General features: G+C 41.1%; 15 protein-coding genes and 10 tRNA genes. 24 read left to right on the top strand and 1 reads right to left on the bottom strand.

Features of this window, described 5'->3' with window-relative positions; genetic code table 11:
• The first annotated feature begins 14 nt into the window (after positions 1-14).
• From A6J31_RS09565 to purH, 24 genes are all read left to right on the top strand, one after another.
• Positions 15-88 (top strand) — tRNA-Arg (locus tag A6J31_RS09565).
• Between the two features lie 6 nt (positions 89-94).
• Positions 95-168, top strand: a tRNA-Pro gene (locus tag A6J31_RS09570).
• A 5-nt stretch (positions 169-173) separates the two neighbouring features.
• Positions 174-247: transfer RNA gene (locus A6J31_RS09575), tRNA-Met, on the top strand.
• Between the two features lie 16 nt (positions 248-263).
• Positions 264-337, top strand: a tRNA-Ile gene (locus A6J31_RS09580).
• Positions 338-356: 19 nt separating this feature from the next.
• Positions 357-446, top strand: a tRNA-Ser gene (locus A6J31_RS09585).
• Between the two features lie 9 nt (positions 447-455).
• Positions 456-529, top strand: a tRNA-Met gene (locus A6J31_RS09590).
• Positions 530-532: 3 nt separating this feature from the next.
• Positions 533-605, top strand: a tRNA-Phe gene (locus A6J31_RS09595).
• A gap of 10 nt (positions 606-615) precedes the next feature.
• Positions 616-686, top strand: a tRNA-Gly gene (locus A6J31_RS09600).
• Positions 687-717: 31 nt separating this feature from the next.
• Positions 718-791: transfer RNA gene (locus tag A6J31_RS09605), tRNA-Ile, on the top strand.
• Positions 792-795: 4 nt separating this feature from the next.
• A tRNA-Ser gene (locus tag A6J31_RS09610) sits at positions 796-883 on the top strand.
• Positions 884-941: 58 nt separating this feature from the next.
• A complete protein-coding gene (gene mreC, locus A6J31_RS09615) occupies positions 942-1,772 on the top strand; it encodes a rod shape-determining protein MreC (protein ID WP_021143411.1) in 831 nt (276 codons plus the stop codon).
• A gap of 1 nt (position 1,773) precedes the next feature.
• Positions 1,774-2,298 (top strand): rod shape-determining protein MreD, encoded by a 525-nt coding sequence (gene mreD, locus A6J31_RS09620; RefSeq protein WP_070475767.1) that lies wholly within the window; start codon positions 1,774-1,776, stop codon positions 2,296-2,298.
• An 84-nt stretch (positions 2,299-2,382) separates the two neighbouring features.
• A complete protein-coding gene (locus A6J31_RS09625) occupies positions 2,383-3,882 on the top strand; it encodes a CHAP domain-containing protein (RefSeq protein WP_080611046.1) in 1,500 nt (499 codons plus the stop codon).
• Positions 3,883-4,093: 211 nt separating this feature from the next.
• Positions 4,094-5,059, top strand: a complete 966-nt coding sequence (locus tag A6J31_RS09630; protein WP_080611048.1) for a ribose-phosphate diphosphokinase — start codon at positions 4,094-4,096, stop codon at positions 5,057-5,059.
• Between the two features lie 92 nt (positions 5,060-5,151).
• The gene (locus A6J31_RS09635; RefSeq protein ID WP_014633755.1) at positions 5,152-6,327 is read left to right on the top strand and encodes a pyridoxal phosphate-dependent aminotransferase; all 1,176 of its coding nucleotides are present in this window, start codon (positions 5,152-5,154) and stop codon (positions 6,325-6,327) included.
• On the top strand, positions 6,314-7,087 hold the full coding sequence (gene recO / locus A6J31_RS09640; protein WP_080611050.1) for a DNA repair protein RecO: 774 nt from the start codon (positions 6,314-6,316) through the stop codon (positions 7,085-7,087). The genes A6J31_RS09635 and recO overlap by 14 nt, the downstream gene beginning before the upstream one ends.
• A gap of 211 nt (positions 7,088-7,298) precedes the next feature.
• The gene (plsX, locus tag A6J31_RS09645) at positions 7,299-8,303 is read left to right on the top strand and encodes a phosphate acyltransferase PlsX (protein ID WP_080611051.1); all 1,005 of its coding nucleotides are present in this window, start codon (positions 7,299-7,301) and stop codon (positions 8,301-8,303) included.
• Positions 8,303-8,548: a phosphopantetheine-binding protein gene (locus A6J31_RS09650; RefSeq protein WP_080611053.1), complete on the top strand. Its 246-nt coding sequence runs from the start codon at positions 8,303-8,305 to the stop codon at positions 8,546-8,548. The genes plsX and A6J31_RS09650 overlap by 1 nt, the downstream gene beginning before the upstream one ends.
• A 258-nt stretch (positions 8,549-8,806) precedes the next feature.
• Complete coding sequence (gene purC / locus A6J31_RS09655) at positions 8,807-9,514, top strand: phosphoribosylaminoimidazolesuccinocarboxamide synthase (RefSeq protein ID WP_002886293.1); 708 nt, start codon at positions 8,807-8,809, stop codon at positions 9,512-9,514.
• A gap of 66 nt (positions 9,515-9,580) precedes the next feature.
• The gene (locus tag A6J31_RS09660) at positions 9,581-13,306 is read left to right on the top strand and encodes a phosphoribosylformylglycinamidine synthase (RefSeq protein WP_080611055.1); all 3,726 of its coding nucleotides are present in this window, start codon (positions 9,581-9,583) and stop codon (positions 13,304-13,306) included.
• Positions 13,307-13,461: 155 nt separating this feature from the next.
• Positions 13,462-14,901 (top strand): amidophosphoribosyltransferase, encoded by a 1,440-nt coding sequence (gene purF / locus A6J31_RS09665; RefSeq protein ID WP_037604049.1) that lies wholly within the window; start codon positions 13,462-13,464, stop codon positions 14,899-14,901.
• 211 nt (positions 14,902-15,112) lie between these two features.
• Positions 15,113-16,135: a phosphoribosylformylglycinamidine cyclo-ligase gene (gene purM / locus A6J31_RS09670; protein WP_013989890.1), complete on the top strand. Its 1,023-nt coding sequence runs from the start codon at positions 15,113-15,115 to the stop codon at positions 16,133-16,135.
• Positions 16,135-16,689, top strand: coding sequence for a phosphoribosylglycinamide formyltransferase (purN, locus tag A6J31_RS09675; RefSeq protein ID WP_048790886.1), 555 nt, complete (start codon positions 16,135-16,137; stop codon positions 16,687-16,689). Before purM ends, purN begins: the two co-directional genes overlap by 1 nt.
• Positions 16,690-16,765: 76 nt before the next feature.
• Positions 16,766-18,313 carry a bifunctional phosphoribosylaminoimidazolecarboxamide formyltransferase/IMP cyclohydrolase gene (purH, locus tag A6J31_RS09680; protein WP_048790887.1) on the top strand — a complete coding sequence of 516 codons (1,548 nt, stop codon included), beginning with the start codon at positions 16,766-16,768 and terminating at the stop codon, positions 18,311-18,313.
• 191 nt (positions 18,314-18,504) lie between these two features.
• Here the strand turns inward: purH and A6J31_RS09685 are convergent, their stop codons facing one another.
• The gene (locus tag A6J31_RS09685) at positions 18,505-19,344 is read right to left on the bottom strand and encodes a CHAP domain-containing protein (protein ID WP_080611056.1); all 840 of its coding nucleotides are present in this window, start codon (positions 19,342-19,344) and stop codon (positions 18,505-18,507) included.
• Positions 19,345-19,491: the final 147 nt, after the last annotated feature.

Here is a 19,491-nt window from a genome sequence, read left to right on the forward strand (position 1 = left end):
TAATATAATAATGAGCACCCTTAGCTCAACTGGATAGAGTACCTGACTACGAATCAGGCGGTTAGAGGTTCGACTCCTCTAGGGTGCATTTTATCGGGAAGTAGCTCAGCTTGGTAGAGCACTTGGTTTGGGACCAAGGGGTCGCAGGTTCGAATCCTGTCTTCCCGATTTATGGCGGTGTAGCTCAGCTGGCTAGAGCGTCCGGTTCATACCCGGGAGGTCGGGGGTTCGATCCCCTTCGCCGCTATATATATGGATTTCTTGGACCTTTAGCTCAACTGGTTAGAGCACTCGGCTCATAACCGAGCGGTCGTAGGTTCGAGTCCTACAAGGTCCATATATTAATTATAATATTTGGAGGATTACCCAAGTCCGGCTGAAGGGAACGGTCTTGAAAACCGTCAGGCGTGTAAAAGCGTGCGTGGGTTCGAATCCCACATCCTCCTTATAATTAACGCGGGATGGAGCAGCTAGGTAGCTCGTCGGGCTCATAACCCGAAGGTCGTAGGTTCAAATCCTGCTCCCGCAATATGGCTCGGTAGCTCAGTTGGTAGAGCAATGGATTGAAGCTCCATGTGTCGGCGGTTCGATTCCGTCTCGCGCCATTTTTGTTAAGCGGGTGTAGTTTAGTGGTAAAACTACAGCCTTCCAAGCTGTTGTCGCGAGTTCGATTCTCGTCACCCGCTTTATTTGGATATTTTAGCCAAGCATTTGCTTGGGCGCGTAGCTCAGATGGTTAGAGCGCACGCCTGATAAGCGTGAGGTCGGTGGTTCGATTCCACTCGTGCCCATATTGGAGAATTACTCAAGAGGCTGAAGAGGACGGTTTGCTAAATCGTTAGGTCGGGTAACCGGCGCGGGGGTTCGAATCCCCCATTCTCCGTAGTATTATGACGAATTATCTTTAAGATAATTCGTTTTCTTTTTTTTGAGGTGACAAAATGAAAAATAGTTTTTATCGATTTCTTCTTTATGGGTTTATTATTTTTCTATTTTTTGTAATGCTTTTTTCTTTTGTCTTTACTAATAAAAAATTAACCAAGGATATCTCGTCTAATGTTTCGGGTTTCGTTACCAAAGTAGACTCAGTGGTTTCAGTTCCATTTACTGCTTTATCAAAATCTCATAATGTTATTTCTGATCTCTTATCAACCTATAATGAGAATCAAGATTTAAAAAAATCTTTATCGAATTTAGAAAATCAATCATCTATTATTTCTAACTTGCAAGAAGAGAATGATTCTTTAAGAGCTTCGCTTAATCTTTCGGACAAGCTAAGTCGTGATACTGTTCTCACTGCTGAAGTTTCTATGCGACCTTCTGTGACTTGGTTAAAAGAGTTAACGATTAATGTCGGTAAGTCTAAGAATGTTAGTAAATCTATGCTAGCAACTTCTAATGGTGGAGTAATTGGTTTTGTAACTAAGGTATATGATGATACTACTACTATTTCTTTACTTTCTAGTAGTTCTAGTGATAGTTACCTTGCTTCTAGCGTCAAATCAGAGGATGATAACCAGATTTTCGGGATTATATCTCGTTATGATAATAAAAAGAAGCTGTTAGAGATGACACAACTCAATTCATCTTCTAACGTTAAGGTTGGGACTGAAGTAGTTACAAGTGGTCTTGATGATGTATCAGTAAAGGATGTTCCAATTGGTACTGTAGACTCTGTGAGTGATTATGAAGGAAATCGTACGATTTTGGTAAAACCTTATGCTGATTTTGATAAAATTTCTTATGTTACTTTAGTTGGAGATGGTAAATAATATGAAATTGTCCAAGTATTCTATTATTCCTTTCTTGCTTAGTATTGTTCCTTTTCTATGGGATGGTCATATTTCGATGATACTTAATCATTATTTATCTCCTGAATTTTTTTTATCATCTCATCTTTTTATTATTTATATTTTCATCTTAACTCTTGATTTTTCAAATAAGTATTCGTTTCTATACCTTGTTTGTTTTGGATTTCTTTATGATACCTATTATTTCAAAACAGTTGGTATAGTAATTCTAACGTTGCCACTATTATGTTATCTGTTAACTCAGCTAGGTCGAATTGTTAAGAGAAATAACTATGTTGATTTTTTGTTAATGTTTTTATTCTTATTTCTCTTTGATACCATAAATTTTGGCTTTGCCTTATTTTATGGTTTCTCCAATGAGTCTGTGACGGATTTTATTATTTATCAACTAAGTCCTAGTATAGTGTTTAATCTTTTGATCTTTATCTTTATTAAACCTATTCTTGAAAAATTATTTTTGTATCTGTCAGTTGATAGATTTAAATAGAACTGTAATATTGGCGTAACAAAGTTTGCGCCATTTTTTGATACAATTAAAAGGTCTTATCGAAAAGGAGTAGTATTTTATATTATGAAAAAACGTATTCTTTCAGCAGTGTTGGTAAGTGGTGTAACCTTATCAGCAGCTGCATCAGTACATGCAGAGGATTATGATTCGCAAATCGCTGCTGCAGATAACGCAATTAGTAACCTTGCTTCTCAACAAGAGACTGCACAAGCGCAAGTTGCTACAATCCAATCTCAAGTATCTACACTTAGAACACAAAAATCAGAATTGGAAACTAAAAATGCTGAACTTGAAAAAGTATCAGCAGATTTGGAATCTGAAATTCAAGAATTATCAAGTAAAATTGTAGCTCGTCAAGATTCTTTGGCGAAACAAGCTCGTAGTGCTCAACAAAATAATACTGCGACTAGCTACATTAACTCTATCTTGAACTCTAAGTCAATCTCTGAAGCTATTACTCGTATCACAGCTATTTCAAAAGTTGTTACAGCTAATAATGACATGTTGACAAAACAAGAGTCTGATCAAAAAGAGCTTGCTGCAAAACAAGAACAAAACCAAGCTGCTATCAATGAGATTGCAACTAATAAAGCAGAACTTGAAACAACAGAAGCTGGTTTGACAACTCAACAAGCAGAACTAGAAGCAGCACAAGTTACTTTGGCTGCAGAATTGGCTACAGCTCAAGATGAAAAAACATCACTTGTTTCTGCTAAATCAACTGCAGAAGCAGTGGCAGCTTCAACTGCAGCATCAGTTGCTCAGTCTCAAGCAATTGCAGAATCAGAGGCAGCAGCACAAGCAGTAGCATCTTCAGAAGCGGCAGCATTTGTAGCTCAATCAGAGGCGGCAGCAACTTCAGAAGCAGTAGCTCAACCTTCAGAAGCTACTGTTTCAGAAACAGCAACAGCCTCAGAAGTAGCACAAGAACCTGTTTCATCAGAAACTTCAGAAACAACTCAAGAGCCAACTGTTGCAACTTCAGAAGCAACACAAGAGCCTGAAGCACAGCCAGAATCAGCTGCCTCAGAGGCACAACAAGAGCCTGCTGCTCTAGCAACATCTGAAGCACAACCAGAATCAGCTGCTCCTGCAGCTTCAGAAGCACCAGCTCCTGCTAGCGAAGCACCTGCAGCAACTTCAGAAGCACCAGCAAGTCAAGCACCTGCAGCTTCAGAAGCACCAGCTCCAGCAGCTGAAACACCTAAAGTATCAGCTGCCTCAACTCCTAATACATATCCTGTTGGTCAATGTACTTGGGGTGCTAAATCATTAGCTTCATGGGTTGGTAATTACTGGGGTAATGCTAAAAACTGGATTGCTAGCGCACAAGCAGCTGGCCACTCAGTTGGTACAACTCCTGTAGCCGGAGCAATTGCGGTTTGGCCAAATGATGGTGGTGGTTATGGTCACGTAGCTTACGTAACATCAGCATCAGGTGCAAATTCAATTCAAGTTATGGAATCAAACTATGCTGGTAACATGTCAATCGGTAACTACCGTGGTACATTTGATCCAACATCTTCAGCTCATGGTGGTTCTGTATACTATATTTACCCATAATGACTACAAAAAGGCGATTCGAATTTTCTCGAATCGTTTTTATTTTATAGCAAAATGTCTTTACTTTCTGGAACTGCTTTTAGATGGGAAAATGTCGAGGTTAAGGTTAAATCTTTTTAGTCTTGTTAAGTTACTGTGACACCATTTATTTTGCATTGAAAATCAATCTAAAAAAAGGTAGAATGGTTTAGTAGATATTTTGGAGGAAATCATGTCTTATACGAATTTGAAGTTGTTTGCTTTATCGTCTAACCAGGAATTAGCAGCAAAAGTTGCTGATAAAATGGGTATTGAACTCGGAAAATCAAGTGTTCGTGAATTTTCAGATGGTGAGATTCAAGTTAATATTGAAGAATCTATCCGTGGTCATCACGTTTTTATTCTTCAATCTACAAGCTCTCCTGTAAATGATAACTTGATGGAAATCTTGATTACGGTTGATGCGCTAAAACGTGCAAGTGCAGAAACGATCAGTGTTGTTATGCCTTATTATGGTTATGCACGTCAAGACCGTAAGGCACGTTCACGTGAGCCAATCACATCTAAATTGGTTGCTAATATGCTTGAGGTTGCAGGTGTTGATCGACTTTTGACAGTTGACCTCCATGCTTCTCAAATTCAAGGATTCTTTGATATTCCTGTAGACCATTTGATGGGTGCTCCACTTATCGCAGATTACTTTGATCGTGCTGGTCTTACTGGAGATGATGTTGTTGTTGTTTCTCCAGACCATGGTGGTGTGACTCGTGCACGAAAACTTGCTCAATGTTTGAAAACACCAATCGCAATCATTGATAAACGTCGTAGTGTTGATAAAATGAACACTTCTGAGGTTATGAATATCATTGGTAACGTTGAAGGTAAAACATGTATCTTGATTGATGATATGATTGATACTGCGGGTACCATCTGTCATGCGGCGGATGCGCTTGCTGAAGCTGGTGCAACTCATGTCTATGCCTCATGTACTCACCCTGTATTGTCAGGTCCAGCACTTGATAATATTCAAAAATCTGCTATTGAGAAGCTTGTTGTATTGGACACGATTTATCTTCCAGAAGAACGTTTGATTGATAAGATTGAACAAATTTCAATTGCTGATTTGATTTCAGAGGCAATTATTCGTATTCATGAAAAACGTCCATTGTCACCTTTGTTTGAAATGGGCCATAAATAGACTAAAGCTAGCTTGGGCTAGCTTTTTTTGGTGTTTAAATGCGTTTGAGTTTTTGATATAATGTAAGGCATAATTGCAAAGAGGTGACAGTGATGGATTTAACACAACGTTTTAATAAAAATTTAGATAAGATTGAAGTTTCGATGATTCGTCAGTTTGACCAATCAATTTCAGATGTACCAGGTATCAAAAAGTTGACACTTGGTGAACCTGATTTTACGACTCCAGATCATGTGAAAGAAGCAGCTAAAGCTGCTATCGATGCTAACCAGTCTCACTATACAGGTATGGCAGGACTTCCTGCTTTGCGTCAAGCTGCGGCAGATTTTGTTAAGGAAAAATATAATCTTACTTATAACCCAGATAATGAAATCTTGGTGACTATTGGAGCTACAGAAGCCCTTTCTGCAACATTGACTGCTATTTTGGAGCCAGGAGATACGATTCTTTTACCTGCACCAGCCTATCCTGGATATGAGCCGATTGCAAATCTAGTTGGTGCTGAAATTGTTGAAATTGATACAACAGCTAATGATTTTGTTTTGACTCCGGAGATGTTAGAAAAGGCAATTTTGGAGCAGGGAGATAAGCTTAAAGCTGTTTTGCTTAACTACCCAACTAATCCAACAGGTGTGACTTACTCACGTCAACAGATTAAAGATTTGGCTGAAGTTCTGAAAAAATACGATATTTTTGTTGTTAGCGATGAAGTTTACTCTGAGCTAACTTATGTGGACCAACATGTATCTATTGCTGAGTATTTGCCAGAACAAACGATTTTGATTAATGGTTTGTCTAAGTCTCATGCGATGACGGGCTGGCGTATTGGTTTGATTTTTGCACCTGCAGTCTTGACGGCTCAGTTGATTAAGAGTCACCAGTATTTGGTAACAGCTGCAGCTACTATGGCACAATTTGCAGCTATTGAAGCCTTATCTGCTGGTAAAGATGATGCCCAACCAATGAAAGTTGAGTATTTGAAGCGTCGTGATTATATTCTTGAAAAAATGACTGAACTTGGTTTCAAAATTATTAAACCTGATGGTGCTTTCTACATCTTTGCTAAGATTCCAGAAGGCTATACTCAAGATTCCTTTAAGTTCTGTCAAGACTTTGCTCGTGAAAAAGCTATTGCGATTATCCCAGGGGTTGCTTTTGGGAAGTATGGCGAAGGCTATGTTCGCTTGTCGTATGCAGCTAGCATGGATACTATTGAAACAGCTATGGCTCGTTTGAAAGAGTTTATGGAAGAACATGCAGAAGCTTGAGAGTAGAGGGCTTGTCCTCTTCAATCGTAATTATCGTGAGAACGATAAGCTAGTTAAGATTTTTACCGAGCAAGCTGGGAAACGGATGTTTTTTGTTAGAGGTGGTGGGTCAGGTAAATTAAGTGCGGTGATTCAACCTTTAACCATCGCTGAATTCATGATGACTGTAAATGATGAGGGCTTATCTTTCATAGAGGATTATAGCCAGGCAGAGTCCTTCAAGGAAATTACAAGCGATATTTTCAAGCTGTCTTATGCGACTTATTTAGCTGCTCTGACGGATGCTGCTATTGCTGACGGTGTGATAGATGCGCAATTATTTGCATTCTTGGAGAAGACGCTTGAATTAATGGAAGAAGGCTTGGATTATGAAATCTTGACTAATATCTTTGAGATTCAGGTTTTAGACCGTTTCGGTGTACGCTTGAATTTTCACGAGTGTGTCTTTTGCCATCGTGTGAGGCTTCCTTTTGATTTTTCGTATAAGTTCTCGGGGCTACTTTGTCCAAATCACTATGCAGAGGATGAAAGGCGTAGTCACTTGGATCCTAATGTACCTTATCTTTTAGATCGTTTTCAGGGGCTTTCTTTTGAGGAATTGAGAAGCATATCTGTTAAGGATGACATGAAACGAAAGCTACGACATTTTATTGATGACCTCTATGATAATTATGTTGGAATACATCTTAAAAGTAAGAAGTTTATTGATAATCTAAATTCTTGGGGTCATATTATGAATAAAGAAGATAGTGCTGACTAGACATTATCTTCTTTTTGTTTCACGTGAAACAGGAAAGTAATGGTTTTCAGTCTCAGGGGTTAAAATGCAAGTCAGTTCGTGCTATAATAAGAAGATAATAAGCTGAAAGACTCTGCTAGAAACAGTGAACTAGTCTATTTTAGTTACATAATATTTTATTGATAGAAATCTGAGTTTATGTTTTATGGCAGAGGACAAGAGGGAGAATGCTATGCATGTAATTGCAGTAGATGCTATGGGTGGCGATAATGCGCCACAAGCAATTGTAGAGGGAGTCAACCAAGCTATAGCAGATTTCAAAGATATTGAAATCCAGCTTTATGGTGATGAAGATAAAATTAAGACCTATTTGACAGCGAATGAACGTGTGAGCATTGTCCATACTGATGAAAAGATAAATTCGGATGATGAGCCAGCTAAAGCCATTCGTAAGAAGAAAAAAGCTTCAATGGTCTTAGGTGCACAGGCTGTTAAGGAGAAAAAAGCAGGTGCCGTGATTTCTGCGGGAAATACAGGTGCCCTTCTGGCTGCAGGTCTCTTCGTGGTAGGACGTATTAAGGGAGTTGAGCGTCCAGGTCTTATGTCAACAATGCCAAGTTTTACTGGTCAACCCTTTGATATGCTTGATTTAGGCGCTAATGCGGAAAATACAGCTAGTCATTTGCATCAATATGCTATTTTAGGATCTTTCTATGCTAAAAATGTGCGTGGAATTGCTAATCCTCGTGTAGGTCTCCTTAATAATGGGACTGAGGAAACAAAGGGGGATAGTCTTCGTAAGGAGGCTTTTGAGCTCTTATCTAAGGAGCCAAGTATTAACTTTGTTGGTAATGTTGAGGCGCGCGAAATCATGTCTGGAGCTGCTGATGTGGTAGTTGCTGATGGTTTCACAGGAAATGCAGTTCTCAAGGCAATCGAAGGAACGGGACTTGGTGCCATGAAGACCCTTAAGTCAGCTATCATGAATGGTGGTCTTAAAGCTAAGTTAGGTGCCTTACTATTGAAAGACAGCCTAAAAGGTATGAAAGAGACTATGGATTACTCTAGCGCTGGAGGTGCAGTTCTCTTTGGTCTTAAAGCTCCCGTAGTAAAATGTCATGGATCTAGTGATGCTAAGGCGGTTTACTACACTATTAAGCAGGTTCGTACGATGCTTGATACTAAGGTTGTTGAGCAGCTAGTTGAAGCCTTTAGTCCGAAAGAGGAGGCTAACTGATGAGTAGAGTAGAAATTCTTCAGAAAATGCAGCTCGTAATTCAAGAGCAGATGGGTAAAGAGGACATTGTTTTAACCGAAGCTACCAAATTAGATGACTTGGGTGTGGATTCAATAGAGCTTATGGAATTCATTATTAATTTGGAGGATGAGTTCGATCTTGAGATTTCCGATGATACTATTGACCATATGGTTAAGGTAGCTGATTTGTTGGACTATTTGTCTGAGGAATTGAATAAAAAATAAGAAAGCTAGACGTAATAATATAATAGTTGTGTACTATACGATTGTTATTTTGTTGGAGTGAGGCAAGAAACTAAATGTTATATGGATTTAGTTCTGTCACACTCCTTTTTTCTATACATTATTTATTAAGAAACTCTAAAAAAGGACTAAAACACGAACATTACTTTTTTACTCAAGCAATAAAGTTTGCTATATGTTGGTTTTTGGATTCTGGTGTGGTATAATTAAGACGAATAAACTTGAAAGGCGAACAATTCCATGTCAAACCAACTGATTTATACTGGGAAAGCTAAAGATATTTATAGTACAGAAGACGAAAATGTGATTAAGTCGGTCTATAAGGACCAGGCAACCATGCTTAATGGTGCTCGTAAGGAGACTATTAAAGGAAAAGGTGTGCTAAATAATCAGATTTCGTCTCTTATTTTTGAAAAATTGAATGCTGCGGGTGTAGCTACTCACTTTATCGAACGTATTTCTGATACCGAACAACTTAACAAGAAAGTTACTATCATTCCTTTGGAGGTTGTTCTTCGTAATGTGACTGCGGGTTCTTTCTCTAAACGTTTTGGCGTTGAAGAAGGTTTGGACTTGAAAACTCCAATCGTTGAATTTTACTACAAGAACGATGATTTGGATGACCCATTCATCAATGATGAGCATGTGAAGTTCTTGGATATTGCCAATGATGAACAAATTGCTTATATCAAGGAAGAAACGCGTCGTATCAATGAATTACTAAAAGATTGGTTTGCACAAATTGGTCTTCGCTTGATTGACTTCAAATTGGAATTTGGTTTTGATAAGGATGGCAAGATTATCTTGGCAGATGAATTCTCACCAGATAACTGCCGCCTTTGGGATGCTGAAGGGCACCATATGGACAAGGATGTCTTCCGTCGTGATCTTGGTAGCTTGACAGATGTTTATGAAGTTGTATTGGAAAAATTGCAAGGATTGAAGTAGCCTTTTACAAATAGAATACTTGGTCTTCACTACAATCTTTAAGTAGAAATAGATAAAGGAAATAAAATGGATAAACGTATTTTCGTTGAGAAAAAAGCTGATTTTCGTGTGAAATCTCAGTCTTTAGTAAAAGAATTAAAGCATAATCTTCAGTTGAAAACTTTGAATGATCTTCGTATTGTTCAGGTTTACGATGTCTTTAATTTGGCAGAGGACTTGTTTGCGCGTGCGGAAAAACACATCTTCTCTGAGCAAGTGACTGATACTGTTTTGGACGAGGCTGCGGTTAAGGCTGATCTTGAGAAGTATGCTTTCTTTGCTATCGAAAGTTTGCCTGGTCAATTTGACCAACGTGCAGCATCTTCACAAGAAGCTTTGCTTTTGCTTGGTAGTTCAAATGACGTAACAGTGAACACAGCGCAATTGTACTTGGTTAACAAGGATATCGATGCGAATGAGTTGGAAGCTGTCAAAAACTACCTTTTGAACCCAGTGGATTCTCGTTTCAAAGATATCACTGTTGGTATTGCTAAACAGGATTTCTCTGAGTCTGACAAGACCATTCCAAGCTTGGATTTCTTTGAAACTTATACGGCAGAAGATTTTGCTAAGTATAAGGCAGAGCAAGGATTGGCCATGGAAGTGGATGACCTTCTCTTCATTCAAGATTACTTCAAGTCTATTGGACGTGTGCCAACTGAGACTGAGCTTAAGGTTTTGGATACTTACTGGTCTGACCACTGCCGTCACACAACTTTTGAGACTGAGTTGAAGAATATCGACTTCTCAGCATCTAAATTTGAAAAACAATTGCAAGCGACTTATGACAAATATATTGCCATGCGTGATGAGTTGGGACGTACAGAAAAACCTCAAACCTTGATGGATATGGCGACTATTTTTGGTCGCTATGAGCGTGCTAATGGTCGTTTGGATGACATGGAAGTGTCTGATGAAATCAATGCTTGCTCAGTTGAAATTGAAGTGGATGTCAATGGTGTGAAAGAACCATGGCTTCTCATGTTCAAGAACGAAACTCACAACCACCCAACTGAGATTGAACCATTTGGTGGAGCGGCTACTTGTATCGGTGGTGCCATTCGTGACCCATTGTCAGGGCGTTCATACGTTTACCAAGCCATGCGTATCTCAGGTGCTGGTGATATTACAACACCAATTGCTGAAACTCGTGCTGGTAAATTGCCACAACAAGTGATTTCTAAAACAGCGGCTCACGGTTATTCTTCATACGGTAACCAAATTGGTCTTGCAACAACTTACGTTCGTGAATACTTCCACCCAGGTTTCGTTGCTAAGCGTATGGAGCTAGGTGCAGTTGTCGGTGCGGCTCCTAAGGAAAATGTTGTCCGTGAGAAACCTGAAGCAGGTGATGTGATTATCTTGCTCGGTGGTAAGACTGGACGTGATGGTGTCGGTGGTGCGACAGGCTCTTCTAAAGTTCAAACGGTTGAATCTGTTGAAACAGCTGGTGCTGAGGTTCAAAAAGGGAATGCCATCGAAGAACGTAAGATTCAACGTCTTTTCCGTAATGGGGATGTGACACGTCTGATCAAGAAATCAAATGACTTTGGTGCTGGTGGTGTCTGTGTGGCTATCGGTGAATTGGCAGATGGTCTTGAGATTGATCTAGACAAAGTGCCATTGAAATACCAAGGTTTGAACGGTACAGAAATTGCCATCTCTGAATCTCAAGAACGTATGGCTGTAGTGGTTCGTCCAGAAGATGTAGATGCTTTCGTTGCTGAATGTAACAAAGAAAATATTGATGCTGTTGTCGTTGCGACAGTAACTGAAAAACCAAATCTTGTCATGCACTGGAATGGTGAAACCATCGTTGATTTGGAACGTCGTTTCCTTGATACAAACGGTGTACGTGTGGTTGTAGATGCTAAGGTGGTTGACAAGGATGTCAAGCTTCCAGAAGAACGTCAAACATCTGCTGAAACCCTTGAAGCTGATACTCTTGAAGTCTTGGCTGACCTTAACCATGCCAGTCAAAAAGGTTTACAAACCATCTTTGATAGTTCAGTTGGTCGTTCAACAGTCAATCACCCACTCGGTGGTCGCTACCAAATCACACCAACGGAAGCTTCTGTACAGAAATTGCCAGTCCAACATGGCGTGACAACAACTGCTTCTGTTATGGCGCAAGGATTCAACCCTTATGTAGCAGAATGGTCTCCATATCATGGCGCTGCCTATGCAGTAATCGAAGCAACAGCTCGTTTGGTTGCTGCTGGTGCAAACTGGTCTAAGGCTCGCTTCTCTTATCAGGAATACTTCGAGCGTATGGATAAACAAGCGGAGCGCTTTGGTCAACCAGTATCAGCTCTCCTTGGATCAATCGAAGCTCAGATTCAACTTGGTTTGCCATCTATCGGTGGTAAAGACTCTATGTCTGGTACCTTTGAAGAATTGACAGTACCACCAACCTTGGTTGCTTTTGGGGTAACAACTGCGGATAGCTGTAAGGTTCTTTCTCCAGAATTCAAAGCTGCGGGTGAAAATATTTACTACATTTCTGGTCAAGCTTTGGCACAAGAAATTGACTTTGATCTCATCAAGTCTAACTTTGCTAAGTTTGAAGCCATCCAAGCTGATTATAAAGTCACATCTGCATCAGCTGTCAAATATGGTGGTGTGGTTGAAGCGCTTGCCCTTGCAACATTTGGTAACCATATTGGTGCCACTGTAACCCTTGAAAATCTTGAGACTGCCTTGACAGCTCAATTGGGTGGATTCATCTTCACATCTCCGGAAGAGATTTCAGGTGTTGCCAAGATTGGACAAACAGCAGCTGACTTTACACTTACTGTCAATGGTGTAACGCTTGATGGACACAAGCTTGACAGTGCCTTCCAAGGTAAATTGGAAGAGGTTTACCCAACGGAATTTGCACAGGCAACTGAGTTGGAAGAAGTACCTGCTGTAGCATCAGATGCTGTGATCAAAGCAAAAGAAACAGTTGAAACACCAGTGGTTTACATCCCAGTATTCCCAGGTACTAACTCAGAATATGACTCCGCTAAGGCCTTTGAAAAAGAAGGTGCAAAAGTCAACTTGGTACCATTTGTCACACTAAATGAAGAAGCTATTGTCAAGTCTGTTGACACCATGGTTGACAATATCGAAAAAGCTAACATTATCTTCTTTGCAGGTGGTTTCTCAGCAGCGGATGAACCAGATGGATCAGCTAAATTTATCGTTAACATCTTGCTTAATGAAAAAGTACGTGCAGCCATTGATAGCTTCATCGAACGTGGTGGTTTGATTATTGGTATCTGTAACGGATTCCAAGCCCTTGTTAAATCAGGTCTTCTTCCATACGGTAACTTTGAAGATGCAAGCAGCACGAGTCCAACCCTCTTCTACAATGATGCCAACCAACACGTGGCTAAGATGGTGGAAACACGTATTGCCAACACTAACTCACCATGGCTTGCCGGAGTAGAAGTTGGTGACATCCATGCCATCCCAGTATCACACGGTGAAGGTAAATTTGTCGTGACAGCTGAGGAATTTGCAGAGCTTCGTGACAATGGTCAAATCTTTACCCAATATGTTGACTTCAAAGGTAAACCAAGCATGGATTCAAAATACAATCCTAACGGATCTGTAAATGCTATCGAAGGTATCACAAGTAAGAACGGTCAAATTATTGGTAAGATGGGTCACTCAGAACGTTTCGAAGATGGTCTCTTCCAAAATATTCCAGGAAATAAAGACCAACATCTCTTTGCATCAGCGGTTAAATACTTTACTGGAAAATAATAGAGTGCCAAGTGCACTCAGTAATGATATTTTTCAATGTAGCAGTAGTTCTAAAGAGCTTGAAAACTTGAGTTCACATTAGTGAAATGAGAGGCTAGGAACAGTTTTTCGTTTGCATAACATTAGGAAAATATCAAAAATAAAAGGTATAAAAAATGACATACGAAGTTAAATCTCTTAATGAAGAATGTGGTGTTTTTGGTATCTGGGGTCACCCGGATGCTGCCAAATTAACTTATTTCGGACTTCACAGTCTCCAACACCGTGGTCAAGAGGGAGCAGGAATTCTCTCAAATGATGCGGGTCAATTGAAGCGTCATCGTGATATGGGGCTTCTCTCAGAAGTTTTCCGTGATCCAGCCAACTTGGACAAGCTAACTGGAACGGCTGCTATCGGTCATGTTCGTTATGCGACTGCTGGTGAAGCTTCTGTAGATAATATTCAACCTTTCTTGTTTAAGTTTTATGACAATCAGTTTGGACTTGCCCACAACGGGAACTTGACCAATGCAGAGTCACTTAGACGTGAGTTGGAAAAAAATGGGGCAATCTTTAACTCAACATCTGACTCAGAAATTTTGGCTCACTTGATTCGTCGTAGCCACAACCCATCCTTTATGGGCAAGGTGAAAGAAGCCTTGAACACTGTTAAAGGTGGATTTGCTTACCTCCTCATGCTTGAGGACAAGCTAATTGCGGCCTTGGATCCAAATGGTTTCCGTCCCCTTTCTATTGGTAAGATGGCCAATGGAGCTATTGTGGTTTCATCTGAAACCTGTGCCTTTGAAGTGGTTGGAGCAGAGTGGATTCGCGATGTAAATCCAGGTGAGGTTGTTATCATCGATGATAATGGCATCACTTACGATACCTATACAACGGATACGCAATTGGCTGTTTGTTCGATGGAGTATATCTACTTTGCCCGTCCTGATTCAAATATCCAAGGGGTCAATGTCCATACAGCTCGTAAACGTATGGGTGCTCAATTGGCACGTGAGTTCAAACATGAAGCAGATATTGTCGTTGGTGTGCCTAATTCATCACTTAGCGCAGCCATGGGATTTGCGGAAGAATCAGGCTTGCCAAATGAAATGGGCTTGATTAAAAACCAATACACCCAACGTACCTTTATCCAACCAACACAAGAATTGCGTGAGCAAGGGGTTCGTATGAAGCTCTCTGCCGTATCAGGTGTTGTTAAAGGAAAACGTGTGGTTATGATTGACGACTCTATTGTACGTGGGACAACATCACGTCGTATCGTTAATTTGCTAAAAGAAGCAGGAGCAACAGAGGTCCACGTAGCAATCGGTAGCCCAGCCCTTGCCTACCCATGTTTCTACGGTATCGATATTCAAACACGTAAGGAATTGATTGCGGCCAATCATACAGTTGAGGAAACACGCGAAATCATTGGAGCGGATAGCTTGACTTACTTGTCTATTGATGGATTGATTGATTCTATTGGAATTGACACAGATGCACCAAACGGTGGCCTTTGTGTGGCTTACTTTGATGGTAAATATCCAACACCATTGTATGACTACGAAGAACGCTATTTGGAAAGTTTGAAAGAACACACTTCTTTCTATTAAGAGCAGTGCAGAAGAAAAAAGAGGAAAAAATTATGTCTAAAAATGCTTACGCTCCACGTCTCACTACTGACTAAAAGCTAAAGCATTTGTCAGTAGACACTTTGCCCTATGGGGTCAAAGCTAGAGACCTGACTAGTATTTTTAGATAAAAAGATGGTTCATCTAAAAATACGTCGCACTCTTTCTCGAAAAAAGAAAAGGAATAAATAAAATGACAAATAAAAATGCTTACGCTCAATCGGGTGTGGATGTTGAAGCAGGTTATGAAGTTGTTGAACGTATCAAAAAACACGTTGCTCGTACAGAGCGTGCAGGTGTCATGGGAGCTCTCGGTGGCTTCGGTGGTATGTTCGACCTTTCAAAAACAGGTGTCAAAGAGCCCGTTTTGATTTCAGGTACAGATGGTGTCGGTACTAAACTCATGCTTGCTATTAAGTACGACAAACACGATACTATCGGTCAAGACTGTGTCGCTATGTGTGTTAACGATATCATCGCCGCAGGTGCTGAGCCCCTTTACTTCCTTGACTACGTAGCAACTGGTAAAAATGAACCAGCTAAATTGGAGCAGGTCGTTGCTGGTGTTGCTGAAGGTTGTGTGCAAGCAGGTGCAGCCCTTATTGGTGGTGAAACTGCTGAAATGCCTGGTATGTATGGTGAAGACGACTATGATTTGGCAGGTTTCGCGGTAGGTATCGCAGAAAAATCTCAAATCATCGACGGCTCAAAAGTAGCTGAAGGTGATGTGCTTCTTGGACTTGCTTCAAGTGGTATCCACTCCAACGGTTACTCACTCGTGCGTCGTGTCTTTGCTGATTACACAGGTGAAGAAGTTCTTCCAGAACTTGAAGGCAAAAAACTTAAAGACGTTCTTCTTGAACCAACTCGTATCTACGTCAAAGCAGCTTTGCCACTCATAAAAGAAGAATTGGTTAACGGTATTGCCCACATCACAGGTGGTGGTTTCATCGAAAATGTACCACGTATGTTCTCAGATGACTTGGCTGCTGAAATTGACGAAAGTAAAGTCCCAGTTCTTCCAATTTTTAAAGCCCTTGAAAAATATGGTGAAATCAAACATGAAGAAATGTTTGAAATCTTCAACATGGGTATTGGTCTCATGCTTGCGGTTAAACCAGAAAATGTTGAACGTGTCAAAGAACTTCTTGACGAACCTGTTTATGAAATTGGTCGTATTGTGAAGAAAGATGGCGCAAGTGTGGTGATAAAATAATGGCTAAAAGGATTGCTGTTTTTGCCTCTGGCAACGGCTCAAACTTCCAAGTGATTGCGGAACAATTTCCAGTAGAATTTGTTTTTTCAGATCACCGTGATGCCTATGTCTTAGAACGTGCCAAGACCCTTGGTGTGGCTAGCCATGCTTTTGAACTCAAGGAATTTGACAATAAAGCAGCTTATGAAGAAGCTATCGTCAAACTCTTGAATGAACACCAGATAGATTTGGTTTGCTTGGCCGGTTATATGAAAATCGTCGGTCCAACCTTGCTGGCAGCTTATGAGGGCCGTATCATCAATATTCACCCGGCTTATCTTCCTGAATTCCCAGGTGCTCATGGTATTGAGGATGCTTGGAATGCAGGTGTTGACCAGTCTGGTGTGACTATTCACTGGGTGGATTCTGGCGTTGATACCGGTAAGGTCATCAAACAAGTCCGTGTGCCACGCCTTGAAGGTGATACCCTTGATACTTTCGAAACTCGCATCCACGAAACAGAGTACAAGCTCTATCCAGAAGTGTTGGATAGTTTGGGAGTTGCACGAAAATAAGAAAGCCCTAGAGCTGAAAGATAATTTTCGACTGTAGCAGATAAAGAACTTTTTTAAAAAAAGGAAAAGAAAGAAAATGACTAAACGAGCACTTATTTCAGTCTCAGACAAAGCGGGCATTGTTGAATTTGCCCAAGAACTCAAAAAACTCGGTTGGGACATCATCTCAACAGGTGGTACTAAAGTTGTCCTTGACAATGCTGGGGTAGACACTATCGCCATCGACGATGTGACTGGTTTCCCAGAAATGATGGACGGTCGTGTGAAGACTCTCCACCCAAATATCCACGGTGGTCTCCTCGCTCGTCGTGACCTCGATAGCCACCTTCAAGCGGCCAAGGACAATAATATCGAACTTATCGACCTTGTTGTGGTAAACCTTTACCCATTCAAGGAAACTATCCTCAAACCAGACGTGACTTACGCTGATGCGGTTGAAAACATCGATATCGGTGGGCCATCAATGCTTCGTTCAGCAGCTAAAAACCACGCTAGCGTAACAGTTGTGGTAGACCCTGCTGACTATGCTGTTGTTCTTGACGAATTGTCAGCGAACGGCGAAACAAGCTACGAAACTCGCCAACGTTTGGCAGCGAAAGTATACCGTCACACAGCTTCATACGACGCTTTGATTGCGGAATACTTCACAGCTCAAGTGGGTGAAACAAAACCTGAAAAACTCACTTTGACCTATGACCTCAAGCAACCAATGCGTTATGGTGAAAACCCTCAACAAGACGCAGACTTCTACCAAAAAGGTTTGCCAACGGCTTACTCAATTGCTTCAGCTAAACAGCTTAACGGTAAAGAATTGTCATTCAACAATATCCGTGACGCTGATGCCGCTATCCGTATCATCCGTGATTTCAAAGACCGTCCAACAGTTGTGGCTCTCAAACACATGAACCCATGTGGTATCGGTCAAGCTGACGACATCGAAACAGCTTGGGACTACGCTTATGAAGCTGACCCAGTATCAATCTTCGGTGGTATTGTAGTCCTCAACCGAGAAGTTGACGCTGCGACAGCTAAGAAAATGCACGGTGTCTTCCTTGAAATCATCATTGCACCAAGCTACACAGATGAAGCGCTTGAAATCTTGACAACTAAGAAGAAAAACTTGCGTATCCTTGAGTTGCCATTTGACGCTCAAGACGATAGTGAAGTGGAAGCAGAATACACTGGTGTTGTAGGTGGTCTCCTCGTTCAAAACCAAGACGTTGTTAAAGAAAGTCCAGCTGACTGGCAAGTGGTTACTAAACGCCAACCAACTGAGACAGAAGCGACAGCTCTTGAGTTTGCTTGGAAAGCAATCAAGTACGTCAAATCAAATGGCATCATCGTGACTAACGACCACATGACACTTGGTGTTGGCCCAGGTCAAACTAACCGTGTGGCTTCAGTCCGTATCGCCATTGACCAAGCTAAAGACCGTCTTGATGGTGCTGTTCTTGCTTCAGATGCCTTCTTCCCATTTGCAGATAACGTGGAAGAAATCGCTAAAGCAGGTATTAAAGCAATCATCCAACCGGGTGGATCAGTCCGTGACCAAGAGTCAATCGAAGCTGCTGATAAACATGGTTTGACAATGATCTTTACAGGCGTTCGTCACTTCCGTCACTAAGAATTTACAAAGCATCCAAGAATTTGGATGTTTTTTAGATTCCTTAAGTTTCCTTTAAGCTCTCCAAGTTATACTAATACTATCCTAAAAAACTTTTCTTTTTCATAAATCTCCTAAGAGCTCAGCACCCACTGGGCTTTTTTATTTCAGTGCATCAAAAAAACAACCGTTCTCACGATTGTTCAATAGATTTAAACCTTTTCAAGGACAGACTGGGTTACCCAAGTCTTGCGATTTCCGATTTGGACGAGGATGCCATCGCTAGGTGGGTCAATGGCTAGCACTTTGAAGTTACCTGGAATAGTAAAGGTCTCACCAGGATTGAGGTACTGGTCTGAAGTTGGATTGCCTTGTCCATCAACTTCAAGAACGGGTCCAGGGTCAACGATATTGTGTTTGGTTGGTGTGCCTCCAGCTAAATCTTGGCTGGTGATGGTATTTCCTGACACAGACGTGACACGGAATGTTCCTGTGAAGCGCACTGTATCACCAACTTTGATAGAAGAGTTAGTAGAATTTCCATTTTGAGCTCCTGGTTCGAGGTCCTTAAAATGGATATAGCCAGACACTTGACTCTTATGGAAGCTACGTTTGTGGTATTTCTCAGGACCTTGACCCGCATCGTAGTTGTACTCCTCAATAGTGACCTGATCACCATGAACTTCCGCAACCCAAGCGACATGTCCCATGTGACCAGCTCCCTTGACCCCAGCTGAGAACCAGGCGATGCTCCCTACGGCAGGATTCATGTCTACACGGTGACCATTGGCACGTGCGATGCTGCCCCAAGTGATGGCATTTCCATACCCTACAGGCAGAGTGAAACCATTGGTGTTACTGAGACGATAGGCTGCGAAGGACGTACATTGACGCCAGTACATGGTCCATGGATCAACACCGAAGCCCCCATATTTCCAAGAGGAAGGGTAGTCATCACCGAGGACAGCCGCCTGAGCAGAGCTGCCACACGAAACCGAAACAGTCGCTAGACAAGCTAGCGGTAAGAGACAATATAGTAATTTTTTCTTCATTTTAACCTCCACCTACCTATTCGCAGTTTTTCAGGAAAATGAAGATATTTTTGCGTTTAAGCCTCACTTAAGCTGCTCAGGATATACTATCATCAATCCTAAATAACTTTTTTCATTTTCATAATCTCCCAAGAGGTGGTCCAAGTG

This window comes from Streptococcus sp. FDAARGOS_192, from assembly GCF_002073815.2.
In the GTDB taxonomy this organism is placed as follows: domain Bacteria; phylum Bacillota; class Bacilli; order Lactobacillales; family Streptococcaceae; genus Streptococcus; species Streptococcus salivarius_H.

Excerpts from the sequence above, each read along its gene's own strand:
- mreD (WP_070475767.1), top strand. The coding sequence starts at position 1,774 with ATGAAATTGTCCAAGTATTCTATTATTCCTTTCTTGCTTAGTATTGTT.
- A6J31_RS09650 (WP_080611053.1), top strand. The coding sequence starts at position 8,303 with ATGAGTAGAGTAGAAATTCTTCAGAAAATGCAGCTCGTAATTCAAGAG.
- recO (WP_080611050.1), top strand. The coding sequence starts at position 6,314 with ATGCAGAAGCTTGAGAGTAGAGGGCTTGTCCTCTTCAATCGTAATTAT.
- plsX (WP_080611051.1), top strand. The coding sequence starts at position 7,299 with ATGCATGTAATTGCAGTAGATGCTATGGGTGGCGATAATGCGCCACAA.
- purF (WP_037604049.1), top strand. The coding sequence starts at position 13,462 with ATGACATACGAAGTTAAATCTCTTAATGAAGAATGTGGTGTTTTTGGT.
- purC (WP_002886293.1), top strand. The coding sequence starts at position 8,807 with ATGTCAAACCAACTGATTTATACTGGGAAAGCTAAAGATATTTATAGT.
- purH (WP_048790887.1), top strand. The coding sequence starts at position 16,766 with ATGACTAAACGAGCACTTATTTCAGTCTCAGACAAAGCGGGCATTGTT.
- mreC (WP_021143411.1), top strand. The coding sequence starts at position 942 with ATGAAAAATAGTTTTTATCGATTTCTTCTTTATGGGTTTATTATTTTT.
- purM (WP_013989890.1), top strand. The coding sequence starts at position 15,113 with ATGACAAATAAAAATGCTTACGCTCAATCGGGTGTGGATGTTGAAGCA.
- purN (WP_048790886.1), top strand. The coding sequence starts at position 16,135 with ATGGCTAAAAGGATTGCTGTTTTTGCCTCTGGCAACGGCTCAAACTTC.
- A6J31_RS09630 (WP_080611048.1), top strand. The coding sequence starts at position 4,094 with ATGTCTTATACGAATTTGAAGTTGTTTGCTTTATCGTCTAACCAGGAA.
- A6J31_RS09625 (WP_080611046.1), top strand. The coding sequence starts at position 2,383 with ATGAAAAAACGTATTCTTTCAGCAGTGTTGGTAAGTGGTGTAACCTTA.
- A6J31_RS09660 (WP_080611055.1), top strand. The coding sequence starts at position 9,581 with ATGGATAAACGTATTTTCGTTGAGAAAAAAGCTGATTTTCGTGTGAAA.
- A6J31_RS09685 (WP_080611056.1), bottom strand. The coding sequence starts at position 19,344 with ATGAAGAAAAAATTACTATATTGTCTCTTACCGCTAGCTTGTCTAGCG.
- A6J31_RS09635 (WP_014633755.1), top strand. The coding sequence starts at position 5,152 with ATGGATTTAACACAACGTTTTAATAAAAATTTAGATAAGATTGAAGTT.